The organism is Massilia aurea (genome assembly GCF_024753205.1).
Classification (GTDB): Bacteria; Pseudomonadota; Gammaproteobacteria; order Burkholderiales; family Burkholderiaceae_D; genus Telluria; species Telluria aurea.
The window spans coordinates 995,089-1,011,369 of sequence record NZ_JANUGZ010000002.1; the positions used below are offsets into that span (position 1 = coordinate 995,089).

The window sequence follows — 16,281 nt, forward strand, 5'->3', positions numbered from 1 at the left end:
ATTTATAATCGCGGAATTTTCCGCTCATAATTTCCCTGGCCTCGGAGCACCTACTGCATGAACCTCACTTTGATCACCTTCGTCGTGCTCTATCTGCTCGGCACGCTGGCTCTCGGCATGTGGGCGGGCACGCGGATCAAGAACACCAGCGACTTTGCCGTCGCCGGGCGCAGCCTGCCGCTGGTCATGGTGATCACCACCACGTTTGCGACCTGGTTCGGCGCCGAGACGGTGATGGGCATCCCGGCCAAGTTCGTGCAGGGCGGCCTGAACGCCGTAATCGAGGACCCGTTCGGGGCCGGCATGTGCCTGGTGCTGGTGGGCCTGTTCTTCGCCACCAAGCTGTATAAACTCAACCTGCTCACGATCGGCGACTACTACCGCCAGCGCTACGGCAAGGGCATCGAGATTTTCTGCTCGGTCGCGATCATCATGAGTTATCTCGGCTGGGTCGCCGCGCAGATCACCGCGCTAGGCCTGGTGTTCAGTGTCCTGACGGCCGGGGCGATGTCGCCGGCGGCCGGCATGATCGTCGGCACGCTGACGGTGCTGATCTATGTGGTCGTGGGCGGCTTCCTGGCGGTGGCGATCACGGACTTCATCCAGATGATTGTGCTGGTCGTGGGTATGAGCGTGATCGCCTGGTTCGCGGCCGACCTGGCCGGTGGCGCCGGCAACGTGATGGCGATGGTGCAGAACGCCGACCTGTGGCGCGTGTGGCCCGAGCCGAGCTTTACCGACATCATGTTCTTCATCGCTGCGGCCGTGACGATGATGTTCGGCTCGATTCCGCAGCAGGACGTGTTCCAGCGCGTGATGTCGGCCAAGGACGCGCCAACCGCGCGCACCGGCGCCGTGATCGGCGGTGTGAGCTACATCCTGTTTGCTTTCGTGCCGATGTTCATCGTGGCCGCTGCAGTGGTGGTGATGGGCAGCCAGGCGCTCGAGATCGCGCAGAACGACTACCAGCGCCTGCTGCCGACGTTCGTGATGACCAAGATGCCGCTGGTGATGCAGATCCTGTTCTTCGGCGCCCTGCTCTCGGCAATCAAGAGCACGTCGTCGGCCACGCTGCTGGCGCCGTCGACGAGTTTTGTCGAGAACATCCTCAAGAACATCCGGCCCGGCATGACCGACCGCCAGCAACTGCTGGCGATGCGCGTGACGATCGTGATCTTTGCCACGCTGGTGCTACTGTATGCGATCGCGATGGAAGGTACGTCGATTTACGAGCTGGTGTCGAGCGCGTATCAGGTGCCGCTGGTGGGGGCGTTCGTGCCGCTGGTGATGGGCCTGTACTGGAAGCGCGCGACGACCCAGGGTGCGATCCTGTCGATCGCGGGCGGCTTGCTGACGTGGGTGCTGTTCTTTGAGCAGATCACCGGCTGGGGCGTGCATTTCCCGGGGCAACTGGCCGGGTTGATCATGGCGTTTGTCGGCATGGTCGTCGGGTCGCTGGCGCCGCAGGTGCTGGTCAATCGCCGCGAAGTGGCGGCGTAAGCTTTCGCTGGACGCGTGGACGGCACAGCCGTCCACCCTACGTCGACAATCATCTCATGTGTCGGGTGGACGGGTTCAACGATCGTCCGCTCAAACGTGCAGCAGCAAATGCTCGCGTTCCCACGGGCTGATGACCCGCATGAACTCCTGGTGCTCCAGGTCTTTCACCGCCGTATAAACGTCAATGAAACGCTCGCCCAGCACGTCGCGCAGGCGGTCTTCGCGGCGCAGCACCGTGATGGCTTCGGACAGCCCTTGCGGCAGGTCCACCGGCATGTCGTAGGCGCTGCCTTCGACCATCGCTGATGGCTCGATCGCTTCCACCATCCCCAGGTAGCCGCAGGCCAGCGTGATCGCCAGCGCCAGGTACGGGTTGGCGTCGGCCCCGATCACGCGGTTCTCCACGCGCCGGTCCTGCGAACCCGAGACCGGCACCCGGATGCCCACGGTGCGGTTGTCGATCCCCCACTGCAGATTGATCGGCGCAGCCGTGTGGCGCACGATGCGGCGGTACGAGTTCACGTACGGCGCGACGATCGCCATCGCCGATGGCATGTAGCGCTGCAGGCCGCCAATATAGTGGTGGAACAGCTCGGACGGCGCGCCGTCTTCGGTGCTGAAGATGTTCTTGCCCGTTTCGCCATCGATCACGCTCTGGTGCACGTGCATCGCCGAACCCGGCTCGTTGGCCATCGGCTTGGCCATGAAGGTCGCGTACATGTCATGCTTGAGCGCTGCTTCGCGCAGCGTGCGCTTGAAGTAGAACACCTTGTCGGCCAGGCCCAGCGGCTCGCCATGCTGGAAGTTGATTTCCATCTGGCCGGCGCCGATCTCGTGGATCAGCGTGTCGACGTCCAGGTTCATCAGCTCGCAGTAGTCGTAGATGTCCTCAAACAGCGGATCGAACTCGTTGACCGCATCGATGCTGTAGACCTGGCGGCTGGTTTCAGCACGGCCGCTGCGGCCGATCGGCGGCACCAGCGGCAGGTCGGGATCGATGTTCTTGGCCGTCAGGTAAAACTCGAGTTCCGGCGCCACCAGTGGTTTCCAGCCGCGCTGCTCGTACAGTTTGAGCACGCGGCGCAGCACGCTGCGCGGCGCGAAGTCGACCAGGCGGCCGTCGGCGTAATAGCAGTCATGGATCACTTGCGCGGTCGGGTCGACGGCCCATGGCACCATCGTGATCGTGGTCGGGTCGGCCTTGAGGATCATGTCGCGGTCGATGCTCGAGATGGCGCGCTCGTAGGCGTCGTCACGTTCCGGCGTGTTGCCGGTCACGGTCATGCCCAGCACGACTTCAGGCAGGCGCATGCCACGGTCGTCGGTGAACTTCACGCGCGGCAGGATCTTGCCACGCGCAACGCCGGTCAGATCGGGCACCAGGCATTCGATTTCGGTGACCCGCTTTGCATCGAGCCACTCGTCCATATCGGTATAACTGAAATTTTCACGTATTGCCATCATTGCCTCATATCGGTAATCGATTGCGCGCCCGCTTCATGCCGGGCGCGCCGGGTCATTTCAACAGCGAGTCGCCAGTCAGGCGTTGCTCGCGGTAAGCGCGGCAGGCGTCGCCAAAGGCGCGGAACATCTTCATCGAGTACGGGTTGTGCTGGATGCGCCACTCGGGATGCCATTGCACGGCCAGCGTGAAGCCGGGCGACGTTGACACGGTGAACGCTTCCACCAGGCCGTCTTCGGCCACGGCTTCGACCGACAGGCCCGGCGCCAGTTCATTGACGCCCTGCCCGTGCAGCGAGTTCACGGGAATCTCGGCCGCGCCGAGAATACCCTCGAGCATGCCGCCGGGCGTGACCGTGACGTTGTGCGCGTCGCCGTATTGCTCATCCATGCCGAGCTCGGCTTTTTCGCGGTGATCGAACTTGCCCACGACCGTCTGCACCGCCTGGTGCAGGCTGCCGCCGAGCGCCACATTCATCTCCTGGAAGCCGCGGCAGATGGCGATGATCGGCACACCGCGGCGCACCGCTTCGCGGATCAGGGGCAAGGTGGTCTGGTCGCGCGCCGGGTCTTGTGGCAGCGTTGGATCCAGCACTTCTTCCGAGTAGTAGCTGGGATGCACATTGGATGCCGAGCCGGTCAGCATGATGCCGTCGATCGTGCCGAAGATGGTTTCCAGGTCCAGCGATTCGCCGGACGATGGCAGGATCAGCGAGGCGCAATCGGCGCCCAGAGTGACGGCGTCGACATACTTGTGCTGGGCGGCGTGATATGGATGTTCGCCGAAATCACGCGTGCATGCGGGGACGATTACGATAGGGCGCATGGTGTTGTCCTTCTCTTTGAGGCGCGCGACCACAAGGCAGTCAACGGGTCGGGCGCGGGGGAAATTTCATGTCAAAAGCTTAACTTCATTCGGCTGAGGCAGCCCACACGTTTCCAAAAGTCATCACAATTTCGAGAATCCCAGTATGCAGGAATCGGGCACGGCGGCACGTTCGTTTGCAAATGGGTCTACCATGACGGCTTGCATCCGCGCTCTGCAGCCGATGCTCGACATGAATTGACGAGGACACTATGCCGAATTTGAAAGACCCTTCCCTGCTGCGCCAGCAAGCCTTTGTTGGCGGCGCCTGGTGCGACGCCGACGATGGCCAGACCATCGCCGTGATCAATCCCGCCAATGGCGACACCGTGGCCAGCGTGCCGCACATGGGCGCTGCCGAAACAAAGCGCGCCATCGATGCGGCCAACGCCGCCTGGCCGGCGTGGCGCAAACTGCCCGCCAAAGAGCGCGCCGCGATCCTGCGCAAGTGGAACGATTTGATGCTGGAAAACGCCGACGACCTGGCATTGCTGATGACGCTGGAACAAGGCAAGCCGCTGGCTGAGGCCAAAGGCGAAGTGGCCTACGCCGCCTCGTACTTCGAGTGGTTTGGCGAAGAAGCCAAGCGCGTGGCCGGCGAGACGCTGGCCTCGCCATGGCCCGATAAACGCATCGTCGTGACCAAGGAGCCGATCGGCGTGTGCGCCGCGATCACGCCGTGGAACTTCCCGGCCGCGATGATCACCCGCAAGGTCGCGCCGGCGCTGGCCGCCGGTTGCCCAATCGTCTTGAAGCCGGCCGAACTCACGCCGCTGTCAGCGCTGGCGCTGGCCGTGCTGGCCGAGCGTGCCGGTGTGCCGAAAGGCGTGTTCAGCGTCGTCATTGGCGACTCGAAAGCCATCGGTGGCGAGATGACGGGCAACCCGCTCGTGCGCAAGCTGAGCTTTACCGGCTCGACTGCGGTTGGCCGCCTGCTGATGGAACAGTGCGCGCCGACGGTCAAGAAGATTTCGCTCGAACTGGGCGGCAATGCGCCGTTCATCGTGTTCGACGATGCCGATCTGGATGCGGCGGTCGAGGGCGCGATCGCCTCGAAGTTCCGCAATGCCGGGCAGACCTGCGTCTGCGCCAACCGACTGTACGTGCAGGATGGCGTGTACGACGAATTCGCGCGCAAGCTTGCCGTCGCGGTGGGCAAACTGAAGGTGGGTGATGGCCGCGAAGAAGGCGTCACGCAAGGCCCGCTGATCGAAGAAAAAGCCGTGCGCAAGATCGAGCAGCACATCGAGGATGCGCAGGCCAAGGGCGCCAAGCTGTTCTTGGGCGGCAAACGCCACGCACTGGGGCACAGCTTCTTCGAGCCGACGGTGCTGACCGATGTGACGTCCGACATGCTGGTGGCGCGCGAAGAAACCTTCGGCCCGCTGGCGCCACTGTTCCGCTTCAAGACGGAAGACGAAGTGATCGCCATGGCCAACGACACCGAGTTCGGGCTGGCGTCGTACTTCTATGCGCGCGACATCGGCCGCGTCTGGCGCGTGGCCGAGGCGATCGAGAGCGGGATGGTGGGAGTCAATACCGGCATCATTTCGACCGAGGTCGCGCCGTTCGGCGGGGTCAAGCAATCAGGCCTGGGGCGTGAAGGCTCGACCTACGGGATGGACGATTACCTGGTCGTAAAATACATCTGCATGGGCGGCATGTAAGGGGCGCCGGCGATCACGTTTTTTTGTACTCTTTGTACTCGTAGTACTTGCGTGCATCGCCGCGCACCAGCTCGGCCGGGTACTTCGCCCGGTTGAGCACCATCTTTTCTTCGACCGCCGCGACCAGGTCGACGTCGAGCTTGTCGGCCAGCCGCACGAGATACACCAGCACATCGGCCATCTCGTGCCGCACTTCGACCAGTTTAGCGGCGCCAAGTTCATCGGCGCGGCCCGACTGCAGCCACTGGAAATGCTCCAGCAGCTCGGCCGCCTCGACCGTCAAGGCCGAGGCCAGGTTCTTCGGCGTGTGGAACTGATCCCAGTCACGCTCGTCGACAAACGCGCGCACTAGCGCGCGCAGTCGCATCAGATCACTGTCCACGCCGCTCTTCACGCACGACGCCGTCATCGACGTAGCCATCGAGCACGCGGCGCAGCTTCGGCTCGATCTCTTCGAAGCTGCTCACGGTGATGCCCAGGTCGCGCAGCAGGCCGTCGTGCACGCCATACACCCAGCTGTGGATGGTCAATGGCTGGCCGCGCTCCCACGCATCGCGCACGATGGTGGTGTGGGCCGTGTTCATGACCTGCTCGGCCACGTTCAGTTCGACCAGGCGGTTGGTGGCGGCGCGGCCGCTCACGTGGCCCAGGTATTTGCCGTGCTTGTCGCGTACGTCGCGCACGTGGCCGAGCCAGTTGTCGGCCAGGCCCACACGCGCATCGGTCAGCGCCGCGTGCACGCCCGAGCAGCCGTAGTGGCCGCAGATGATGATGTGCTTGACCTTCAGCACGTCGATGGCGAACTGCAGCACACTCAGACAATTCAAATCCGAATGCACGACGACGTTGGCGATATTGCGGTGTACGAACAGTTCGCCCGGCGCCATGCCCAGCAATTCGTTGGCAGGAACGCGGCTGTCCGAGCAGCCGATCCACAGGTATTCCGGCGCCTGCTGTTCCGACAGCGCCTTGAAGAAGTTCGGGTCCTCGGCCACCATCGTGGCTGCCCACGTCCGGTTGCGTTCGAACAGCTCTGCCGCGGTCAATCCCTTGGTCTTGTATTTGTCCATCATGGTTCCTTGTGCTTGTTACCGTCCCAGAAGGGGCGTTGCCAGGCCTGTTCTGGAGCAGGCTTCAATGGCGGGTAGGTCTCGAAACAGGGGGAGTATAACCGTGTTGGCGGGCCAACCGAACAGGCAAAAAAAAACCGCTGAAGGCTTGGCGCCGTTCAGCGGTAAGTAGACTTACTCGAAGAAGTCCTTGACCTTGTCCATCCAGCCCTTGCTCTGCGGGCTGTGCTTGGCGCCGCCTTCGATCGTCAGGCGTTCGAACTCGCGCAGCATGTCCTTCTGCTTGTCAGTCAGCTTGACCGGCGTCTCGACGATCACGTGGCAGAACAGATCGCCCGTGTAGCCCGAACGCACGTTCTTGATGCCCTTGCCCTTGAGGCGGAAGGTCTTGCCGGTCTGGGTGCCTTCAGGCACCGTGAACGACACCTTGCCGGTCAGGGTTGGCACTTCGATTTCGCCGCCCAGGGCCGCTTTCGAGAACGAGATCGGCATTTCGCAGTGCAGGTCGTCGCCTTCGCGCTGGAACACGGTGTGCGGCTTGATGTGGATCTCCACATACAGGTCGCCTGCCGGCCCGCCATTCGTACCCGGTTCGCCATTGCCCGACGAGCGGATGCGCATGCCGTTGTCGATACCGGCCGGGATCTTCACTTCCAGCGTCTTGTTGCGCTTGATGCGTCCGGCGCCGCCGCAGGCCGCGCACGGCTCGGGGATGATCTTGCCGCTGCCATGGCATTTCGGGCAGGTCTGCTGGACGCTGAAGAAGCCCTGCTGCATGCGTACCTGGCCGTGACCGGCGCAAGTGGTACAGGTAACAGGCTGGGTGCCCGGCTTGGCGCCGCTGCCGTGGCAGGTGTCGCACTTGTCCCAGCTCGGCACGCGGATCGTCGTGTCGAAGCCGTGAGCGGCCTGTTCCAGCGTGATCTCGAGGTTGTAGCGCAGGTCGGCGCCGCGGTACACCTGCGGGCCGGCACTACGGCCGCCACGGCCACCGCCAAAGATGTCGCCGAAGATGTCGCCGAACGCATCGCCGAAACCACCGGCGCCGCCGCCCATGCCGCCCATACCGCTGTTCGGATCGACGCCAGCGTGACCGTAACGGTCATACGCTTCGCGCTTCTCCGGGTTGGTCAGCATCTCGTAGGCCTCTTTGACCTCCTTGAACTTCTCTTCCGCTTCCTTGTTGTCCGGATTGCGGTCAGGGTGGAACTTCATCGCAAGCTTGCGATAAGACTTCTTGATCTCGTCTTCCGACGCACCCTTTGCGACCCCAAGGATCTCGTAAAAATCACGCTTCGCCATGGTCGGCACCTAAATGAATTCTTTAAACCAAAAAAACCGAGCCGAGTACCTGAAAGGTGTCGGCTCGGCCTGTACGCGAAGGCATCAAGCCTTCGCGCCGGAGACGCTTACTTCGCGTCTTTCACTTCCTTGAAGTCGGCGTCGACAACGTCGTCGTCCTGCTTGCCCGACTGCTCGCCACCGGCTGCACCGGCGCCAGGGCCACCGGCCGCGCCAGCACCACCAGCCTGCTGCGCCTGCATGTCGGCGTACATCTTCTCGCCCAGCTTCTGCGACGCGCTCGACAGTGCTGCAGTCTTGGCATCGATGTCCGCCTTGTCGCCGCTCTTGATCGCGCCTTCGAGGTCGGTGATTGCCGCTTCGATCTGCTCTTTCTCACCGGCTTCCAGCTTGTCGCCGTATTCGGTCAGCGATTTGCGGGTCGAGTGCACCAGAGCGTCGCCCTGGTTGCGCGCTTCCGCCATTTCCTTGACCTTCTTGTCTTCTTCGGCGTTCAGCTCGGCGTCCTTGACCATCTTCTGGATTTCTTCTTCCGTCAGACCCGAGTTCGCCTTGACGGTGATCTTGTTCTCTTTGCCGGTGGCCTTGTCTTTCGCGCCGACGTGCAGAATGCCGTTGGCGTCGATGTCGAAGGTCACTTCGATCTGTGGCGTGCCACGCGATGCTGGCGGGATGCCTTCCAGGTTGAACTCGCCCAGGCCCTTGTTACCGGCCGCGATTTCACGCTCACCCTGGAACACCTTGATGGTCACGGCCGGCTGGTTGTCGTCGGCAGTCGAGAACACCTGCGAGAACTTGGTCGGGATCGTGGTGTTCTTGTGGATCATCTTGGTCATCACGCCGCCCAGGGTTTCGATACCCAGCGACAGTGGCGTCACGTCCAGCAGCAGCAGATCCTTGCGCTCGCCCGACAGGACCGAACCCTGGATCGCAGCGCCGACAGCGACGGCTTCGTCCGGATTGACGTCCTTGCGTGCTTCCTTGCCGAAGAATTCTTTCACCTTCTCCTGCACCTTCGGCATACGGGTCATACCGCCGACCAGGATGATGTCGTCGATGTCCGAAACCTTGACGCCGGCATCCTTGATGGCCATGCGGCATGGCTCGATCGTCTTGATGATCAGCTCTTCCACCAGCGACTCGAGCTTGGCGCGGGTCATCTTCAGGTTCAGGTGGACCGGCGCGCCGTTCGCCATGGCGATGTACGGCTCGTTGATTTCGGTCTGCTGCGACGACGACAGTTCGATCTTTGCGCGCTCGGCCGAGGCCTTGATGCGCTGCAGGGCGATCGCGTCTTTCGACAGGTCGAGGCCGTTGATCTTCTTGAACTCGTCGATGATGTAATCGATGATGCGCTGGTCGAAGTCTTCGCCGCCCAGGAAGGTGTCGCCGTTGGTCGACAGCACTTCGAACTGCTTTTCGCCATCGACGTCAGCGATTTCGATGATCGAGACGTCGAACGTGCCGCCGCCCAGGTCATACACGGCGATCTTGCGGTCGCCCTTGTCGGTCTTGTCCAGGCCGAATGCCAGTGCGGCAGCGGTTGGCTCGTTGATGATGCGCTTGACGTCCAGGCCCGCGATACGGCCGGCATCCTTGGTTGCCTGGCGCTGCGAGTCATTGAAGTACGCCGGCACGGTGATGACCGCTTCGGTGACTTCTTCGCCCAGGTAGTCCTCGGCGGTCTTCTTCATTTTGCGCAGCACTTCAGCCGAGATCTGCTGGGCAGCCAGTTTCTTGTCGCGCACGCCAACCCATGCGTCGCCGTTGTCGGCCTTGACGATGGCATATGGCATCAGCGAGATGTCTTTTTGTACTTCTTTTTCATCGAACTTGCGGCCGATGAGACGCTTGACGGCGAACAGCGTGTTCTTCGGGTTGGTCACTGCCTGGCGCTTGGCCGGCGCGCCGACGAGGATCTCGCCGTCTTCCTGGTAAGCGATGATCGATGGCGTGGTACGCGCGCCTTCGGCGTTCTCGATCACTTTTGGCTGACCGTTTTCCATGATGGCCACGCACGAGTTCGTGGTGCCAAGGTCGATACCGATAATTCTGCCCATGATGTATTCCTTTTTATATGCTGAGTTTCTGATGGATTCAATATTGGGAAAAACGGCGTGCTTTCAAGAGCATTACGCGGCACGCGGCCATTCTTATTTTGGTGCTGCTGCCGTCACGATGGCTGGCCGCAGCAGGCGGTCGGCGATCATGTAACCCTTTTGCAGCACGGTGACCACGGTATTGGCTTCCTGCTCCGCCGGCACCACGGCAACGGCCTGGTGCTTGTTCGGATCCAGCTTGTCGCCCACTTGCGGCAGCACCTCGACCAGGCGGTTCTTTTCGAACGCGCTGGTGAGCTGCTTGAGCGTCATCTCGACGCCTTCCTTGATCGATTCGACCGTCGGCGCTTCGACCTTCAGTGCCATCTCCAGGCTGTCGCGCACCGGCACCATGGCCTCGGCGAAGCTTTCGATCGCAAATTTGTGGGCCTTGCTGACGTCTTCCTGGGCGCGGCGGCGGATGTTTTCCGCGTCGGCCTTGGCGCGCATGAAGGCGTCGTGCATCTCGGCCAGCTTGGCTTCGGTGGCGCTCAGTTGTTCTTCGAGGCCCGGCGTACCCGCCTGCGCGGCGCCAGCGGTAGCACCATCGTTGATGTCAGCGCCAGGCGCCTGTACATCCTGCTCGTTGCTCATCTCTTTGTTTTCTTGGTCTTGCATCGGAAAAACTCCTGGAATCAAGGACTTGGCTGATTTAAAAACGTATCCTGATTGATACACAGCGCACCAGATGGGGCGATCTCCTACAATTACAAGGGGAATTGCAGGAAAGCCATCTGAAATTCAGGCAAATGCGGCCCTGCAGCGCCAACAACCCGCTATTTTAGCAGGTTGTCAACAGGCAAGTCGGTATGAACTAGTTGGGAGCGCCGAGGCTCTTGGCGCGCGCGGCGCCACGTTCGGCATCGATGCGGCGCGCTTCGCGCTGCGCCGGCGTGAGGATGGTCGGCCAGCCGATCAGGTGCTGCTCGGCGATTTCGGCCAGGCCACGAATCCAGGCTGGCGATGCGTTCAGGCACGGGATGTAATGAAACTCCTTGCCGCCGGCCGCTTCGAAATCATGGCGCACTTCCATCGAGATTTCTTCCAGGGTTTCCAGGCAGTCGCTGGTAAAGCCCGGGCAAATCATGTCGATGCGCTCGAGGCCATCGCGCGCCAGTTGCGCGACGGTCGGCGCGGTGTACGGCTGCAGCCACTCGGCCTTGCCGAAGCGCGACTGGAACGTGACCATGTACTCGTCCTGCGACAGGTCGAGCGCGGTCGCCAGGAGGCGCGCGGTCTTGTAGCACTCGCAGTGATACTGGTCGCCCAGCAGCAGGGTACGCTTGGGCACGCCGTGAAAACTCATCACCAGCTTCTGGCCGCGGCCATGGTTGTCCCAGTGCGCCAGCACGTTGTCGCGCAGCGCGTGGATATAGCCTTCGTGGTCGTGGTAGTGCTTTACCAAGCGCAGCTCGGGGATGTTGCGCACCTTCGCATAGTGCTGGAACACGGCATCCCAGATCGAGGCGGTGGTGGTGCCGGAATATTGCGGGTAGGCGGGCAGCACGACGATGCGGTCGACGCCCTCCTCTTTCAGGCGATCAAGCACCTCGGGCATCGATGGCGAGCCGTAGCGCATTGCCATCGCCACGCTCACGTCTTCGTGGCCGCGCTCGGTCAGCATCGCTTGCAGGCGCGTCGCCTGCAGGGCCGTGTTCACGCGCAGGGGCGAACCGTCGCGGGTCCAGATCGTGCGGTATTTCGCGGCCGACTGGCCCGAGCGGAAAGGCAGAATGATCAGGTGCAGGATGCACCACCAGACCAGGCGCGGCACCTCGACCACGCGCGGATCGGACAGGAACTGCTTCAAATAGCTGCGCACCTTGCCACGCGTGGGCTCGTCAGGTGTGCCGAGATTAACCAGCAGGACTGCGCTGCGCGGGATGGTACCGTGGGTGTAAGGCGGTTCAGGGCGAAATGACATGGAGGCGTAGTGAGGACAGGATCTGGCCATTATAAGTCTGGCATGTCCTGCCCGCAGGACCCAACAGCGGGTCAGCGCGCTTTGGGTTGCCGGTCCGTGGTGTTCGAGCCACGGACCGGCAAGGCTAGCGCGAGGTCAGGATCAGAATCAGGTGCTCACGTGCAGGCGCACGTCGATGTTGTTGCGAGTGGCGTTCGAGTACGGGCACACGATGTGGGCCTTGTCCACCAGCTCCTGCAACTGGGCCTGGTCCATGCCCGGGCCCTTGATGGACAGGTCGACTTCGATGCCAAAGCCGGTCGGGATCTGGCCGATGCCGACGTCGCCGGTGATGGTCAGGTCGGCCGGCAGCGTGACCTTGGCCTGGCCCGCGACAAATTTCAGCGCGCCCAGGAAGCAAGCCGAGTAACCGGCTGCAAACAGCTGCTCGGGATTGGTGCCCGCGCCGCCACCGCCGCCCAGTTCCTTCGGCGTGGACAGGGTCACGTCCAGTGCGCCATCCGAACTTTTCGACGTGCCTTCACGGCCGCCTTGCGACGTGGCTTGTGCGCGATACAGGACTTTTTCGATGCTCATGCGAGTTCCTTCCGGAGTGGTTGATGGGGGTGTTTACTGTGCCACAAAAACACCCGGGGCCCGCGCATGCAAGCCATCACGACGCCAGCAACTCCCTTGCATGCTTGCGCGTGGTCTCAGTAATCTCGATGCCGCCCAGCATGCGCGCCACTTCCTCGACCCGCGCGCGCTTGTCGAGCACGTCGATGCGCGAGACCGTGCGGCCGGCGTCGGTCGTGCCCTTGGCCACCTGGAAGTGCTGGTTCGCCTGGCTGGCCACCTGCGGCAAGTGCGTCACGCACAGCACCTGGCGTTGCTGGCCCAGGCGCTTGAGCAGGCGCCCCACCACCTCGGCCACGCCGCCGCCGATGCCGGTGTCGACTTCGTCAAAAATCAGCGTCGGCACCGTCGTCGCATTCGACGTGATGACCGAGATCGCCAGCGAGATGCGCGCCAGCTCGCCGCCCGAGGCGACCTTGGCCAGCGCGCGCGGCACGACGCCCGCGTGGCCAGCCACCAGAAATTCAATGTGCTCCAGGCCATGCGCGCCCGGCTCGCCGCGGTTCAGGCCGATGGCGAAGCTGCCGCCGCTCATGCTCAGCTCTTGCATCGCCGCCGTGACCTGCGTGCCCAGCTCCTGCGCCGCTGCCGCGCGCCGCACTGACAGGCGCCCGGCTACGTCCATGTACGCCGCTTCGGCCTTTTCTTCCTGCTTGCGCAGGCCGTCGATGTCGGTGGCGTCGGCTAATTGACGCAGCTTGGTGGCCAGCAGCGCGTGTTCGTCCGGCAGTTCTTCGGGCGTGACGCGGTACTTGCGCGCGGCCGTGTGCAGCGCTTCCATGCGCGCGTCGACTTCGCGCAGGCGCGCCGGGTCGAGCTCGACCTTGTCGATATACGTGTTCAGTTCGGACACCGCTTCCTGCAGCTGGATGCGCGCCGGCTCCATGCAGTCGAGCACCGACTGCAGCTGCGTATCGACGTCGACCAGCTTGCCCAGCTTGGCGTTGAGCGCCGACAGTTGCGACAGGATCGGATGGTCGGATTCGGAGATGGCCGCCAGCGCTTCCTGCGCGCCTTCGAGCAGCGTGGCGGCATGCGACAGGCGGCTGTGCTCGTTGCCGATGTCGAGCCACTCGCCGGCCTTCGGGGCCAGCTTGTCGAGTTCGGCCACTTGCCACTCGAGGCGCTCGCGCTCGATCAGCACGTTCTTGGCATCGGCTTCGTATTCTTCGCGCTGGCGCACCAGTGCGCGCCAGGTGCGCCAGGCTTGCGACACTTCCTGCGCTTCGATACGCGCAGCCGGATCGCGCACGCCGATCTGGTTGTCGAGCAGCGCGCGCTGGGCGTCGGGCTTGAGCAGGCTCTGGTGCGCGTGCTGACCATGGATGTCGACCAGCAGGTCGCCCAGCTCGCGCAGTTGCGCCGCCGTGGCCGCAACGCCGTTGATATAGCCCTTGGAGCGGCCGGCGTTGTCGATCACGCGGCGCAGCAGCGCCCCGCCCTCGTCGGCGCTGAACTCGTGTTCGGCCAGCCAGACACGCGCCACTTCGGTCGGTGCGAAATCAGCGGTGATGTCGGCTTTGGCAGCGCCTTCGCGCACCATGCTGGCGTCGCCGCGGCCGCCCAGCGCCAGCTGCAGCGCATCGATCAGGATCGACTTGCCGGCGCCGGTTTCGCCGGTGAACACCGAGAAGCCGTTCGAGAATTCCAGTTCGATGGCGTCGACGATGACGAAGTCGCGGATGGTAAGTGTGCGCAGCATGAAAAATCGGGTCTCCGGCGGTTAGGGCGATTCTTTGGCGATTCTGTAGCAAATGCGGGCGGCTGCGATGGATAGCTTACTTGAGCCTGCCGTCGTTGGTGGGGTACTCGTTCCAGTGCAGCTTCTGGCGCAGCGTGTGGTAGTAGCTCCAGTCGAGTGGATGCAGGAACGTGATCGTGTGCGGCGAGCGCGAGATCACGATCTGGTCGCCCAGTTGCAGGCTCGTGAAGGTCTGCATGTCGAAGTTCACGCTGATGTCGCGCCCGCTGACCAGCTCGACGACGATCTCGCTCGTGTCGGGCACCACGATCGGCCGGTTCGACAGCGCATGCGGCGCGATCGGCACCAGCACCGTGCCGCCCAGACTCGGATGCAGCAATGGCCCGCCGGCCGACAGCGCGTACGCCGTCGAGCCGGTGGGCGTGGAGACGATCAGGCCGTCCGAGCGCTGGTTGTACATGAATTGACCGTCGACGCTCAGTTTGAGTTCAACCATGCCGGCGCCGGTGCCGCGCGCCACGACCACGTCGTTGACGGCCACGCTGGAAAAGATCAGCACGCCGTCGCGCATCACGCGTGCCTCGAGCAGCGTGCGCTCTTCGCGCCGCGCGCGGCCTTCCAGGATGTTGCTCAGTTGGGGCAGCATGTCGTCCAGCGCGATGTCGGTGATGAAGCCCAGGCGCCCCAGGTTGATGCCGATGAGGGCGATAGCGTATTCGGCCAGCTGGCGCGCAATGCCGAGCATGGTGCCGTCGCCACCGAGGACAATGCCGATCTGCGCCTGGTCGCCGATCTCGGCCACGGTCATCGATTCGAGATTGTCGAGCGCGAGATTGGCTGCGGTATCGGCCTCGAACACGACGCGGTAGCCGGCCCCGGCCAGGAAATCACGGATGCGGCTGACCGGCTCTTCGACGCCTGGCGTGTTATGCCGCACCACGAGCGCGATGATCTGTTGCGGTTGGGGCGAAGCGGGCATAGCGATCTCGGCAGTAGTAGGTTAACAACACGCTGGAGATTAACCGATAATTCCTGCGGCTGCCATAGCAGCGCTCGGCAAACACTGTACAGATGCACAGTATACCGGTCGCCGCCCCGGTCCCGCAAGTTCAGCCCACCAGTGCCGCGCCCATGGCAACCATCACCGCCAGGATCAGGCTCAGCACATGAAGCAGGCTCAGCACGATCCAGCGCAGGCCGGTGGCCAGGCGCGCGCCGCCATACACCCTGTGCATCGCCAGCGGCAGATACAACAGCAGCCACAGCGACAGTGGCATCTCCAGAAAGTCCAGCATTGGCGGCAGCGTCAGCAGCACGCTGAACATCAGGAAGGCAAACGCATTGGTGTGCAGCGCAAACAGGAAATGCTCGCCATAGCGGCGTCCCGTGCGCACGTACAGGATCCGCAGGTAAAAGGCGAACACCGGCATCAGTGCAAATACCGCATACGGCGTGTAGCTGAAGAATGCCCCCTTGAGCGCCACTTCCTGATCGCGCCGCGGCAGGTCGAGGAAGTGCTGGACCTTCTGGCCCAGGGTGGCGTTGAAGGATCCGGCGCCAGTCACGAGTGGCGCGACGGCGCGGTTGAATTCAGTGCCAGATGCAGGTGCCTGTTTCCTGTCATCGGACACGACGACGGCCGACGGTGGAATCTCTTCGCCGAGATTGATTACTTCCATCCCGCTGAACTTGAACAGCGCAAAAAAGATGATGCTGAACGTCAGATACAGGCGCAGCGGCTGCAGGTAACGCGTGCGCCGACCTTCGATGTATTCGCAGGTGAGAAAACCCGGCTTGAAGATCAGCCCGCCAAGCGACTTCCACAGCGCGCCTTCGAGCGCCACGTAATGCGCGATGAATTCGTGCAGAAACTCGCGCGCGCTCGGCACGTGCAGCTGCGTGGCCTGACCGCACTCGTGGCAATAGTGGCCGCTGGTGGCGGCACTACAGTTCTTGCAAACCGAGGTGGCGTGCTGCGGCAGGGTGTCAGGCGTCACGGTGCATCTTTCGTCAACACGTTCATGATCCTATCTTAGCCATGTAATTGCAAAAAAGCATCATATTTACAAAGTTCAA

Annotated in this window: 14 protein-coding genes; 2 read left to right on the forward strand and 12 right to left on the reverse strand. The window is 62.8% G+C overall.

Annotation, left to right across the window (positions count from 1 at the left end; translation table 11 throughout):
• Positions 1-57 precede the first annotated feature (57 nt).
• Complete coding sequence (locus tag NX775_RS09940) at positions 58-1,500, forward strand: high affinity choline transporter 1 (RefSeq protein WP_258835849.1); 1,443 nt, start codon at positions 58-60, stop codon at positions 1,498-1,500.
• 90 nt (positions 1,501-1,590) lie between these two features.
• On the opposite strand, the gene NX775_RS09945 is transcribed toward NX775_RS09940, so the two are convergent.
• The gene (locus NX775_RS09945) at positions 1,591-2,961 is read right to left on the reverse strand and encodes a glutamine synthetase family protein (protein ID WP_183556091.1); all 1,371 of its coding nucleotides are present in this window, start codon (positions 2,959-2,961) and stop codon (positions 1,591-1,593) included.
• A gap of 55 nt (positions 2,962-3,016) precedes the next feature.
• Entirely contained in the window at positions 3,017-3,787 is a 771-nt protein-coding gene (locus NX775_RS09950; protein WP_258835850.1) for a gamma-glutamyl-gamma-aminobutyrate hydrolase family protein, read from the reverse strand.
• Between the two features lie 251 nt (positions 3,788-4,038).
• Between NX775_RS09950 and gabD the strand changes: the two genes are divergently transcribed.
• Entirely contained in the window at positions 4,039-5,493 is a 1,455-nt protein-coding gene (gene gabD / locus NX775_RS09955; protein WP_258835851.1) for an NADP-dependent succinate-semialdehyde dehydrogenase, read from the forward strand.
• 13 nt (positions 5,494-5,506) lie between these two features.
• Here gabD and NX775_RS09960 read toward each other — a convergent pair whose 3' ends face one another.
• The 10 genes from NX775_RS09960 to NX775_RS10005 form a co-directional block, all read right to left on the reverse strand.
• Positions 5,507-5,902: a nucleotide pyrophosphohydrolase gene (locus tag NX775_RS09960; protein ID WP_258836002.1), complete on the reverse strand. Its 396-nt coding sequence runs from the start codon at positions 5,900-5,902 to the stop codon at positions 5,507-5,509.
• Positions 5,865-6,563 (reverse strand): carbonate dehydratase, encoded by a 699-nt coding sequence (can, locus tag NX775_RS09965; RefSeq protein ID WP_258836003.1) that lies wholly within the window; start codon positions 6,561-6,563, stop codon positions 5,865-5,867. The genes NX775_RS09960 and can overlap by 38 nt, the downstream gene beginning before the upstream one ends.
• A 174-nt stretch (positions 6,564-6,737) precedes the next feature.
• A complete protein-coding gene (gene dnaJ / locus NX775_RS09970) occupies positions 6,738-7,865 on the reverse strand; it encodes a molecular chaperone DnaJ (RefSeq protein WP_183556085.1) in 1,128 nt (375 codons plus the stop codon).
• Between the two features lie 107 nt (positions 7,866-7,972).
• Entirely contained in the window at positions 7,973-9,925 is a 1,953-nt protein-coding gene (gene dnaK, locus NX775_RS09975) for a molecular chaperone DnaK (RefSeq protein ID WP_183556084.1), read from the reverse strand.
• Between the two features lie 93 nt (positions 9,926-10,018).
• Complete coding sequence (gene grpE, locus NX775_RS09980; RefSeq protein WP_183556083.1) at positions 10,019-10,582, reverse strand: nucleotide exchange factor GrpE; 564 nt, start codon at positions 10,580-10,582, stop codon at positions 10,019-10,021.
• A 196-nt stretch (positions 10,583-10,778) separates the two neighbouring features.
• Positions 10,779-11,888: a ferrochelatase gene (gene hemH / locus NX775_RS09985; protein ID WP_258835852.1), complete on the reverse strand. Its 1,110-nt coding sequence runs from the start codon at positions 11,886-11,888 to the stop codon at positions 10,779-10,781.
• 147 nt (positions 11,889-12,035) lie between these two features.
• Positions 12,036-12,464, reverse strand: coding sequence for an organic hydroperoxide resistance protein (locus NX775_RS09990; RefSeq protein WP_183556081.1), 429 nt, complete (start codon positions 12,462-12,464; stop codon positions 12,036-12,038).
• A 76-nt stretch (positions 12,465-12,540) separates the two neighbouring features.
• Positions 12,541-14,205 carry a DNA repair protein RecN gene (gene recN, locus NX775_RS09995; RefSeq protein WP_258835853.1) on the reverse strand — a complete coding sequence of 555 codons (1,665 nt, stop codon included), beginning with the start codon at positions 14,203-14,205 and terminating at the stop codon, positions 12,541-12,543.
• 76 nt (positions 14,206-14,281) lie between these two features.
• Positions 14,282-15,184: an NAD kinase gene (locus NX775_RS10000; RefSeq protein ID WP_258835854.1), complete on the reverse strand. Its 903-nt coding sequence runs from the start codon at positions 15,182-15,184 to the stop codon at positions 14,282-14,284.
• Positions 15,185-15,314: 130 nt separating this feature from the next.
• Positions 15,315-16,202 carry a DUF3667 domain-containing protein gene (locus NX775_RS10005; protein WP_258835855.1) on the reverse strand — a complete coding sequence of 296 codons (888 nt, stop codon included), beginning with the start codon at positions 16,200-16,202 and terminating at the stop codon, positions 15,315-15,317.
• Positions 16,203-16,281: the final 79 nt, after the last annotated feature.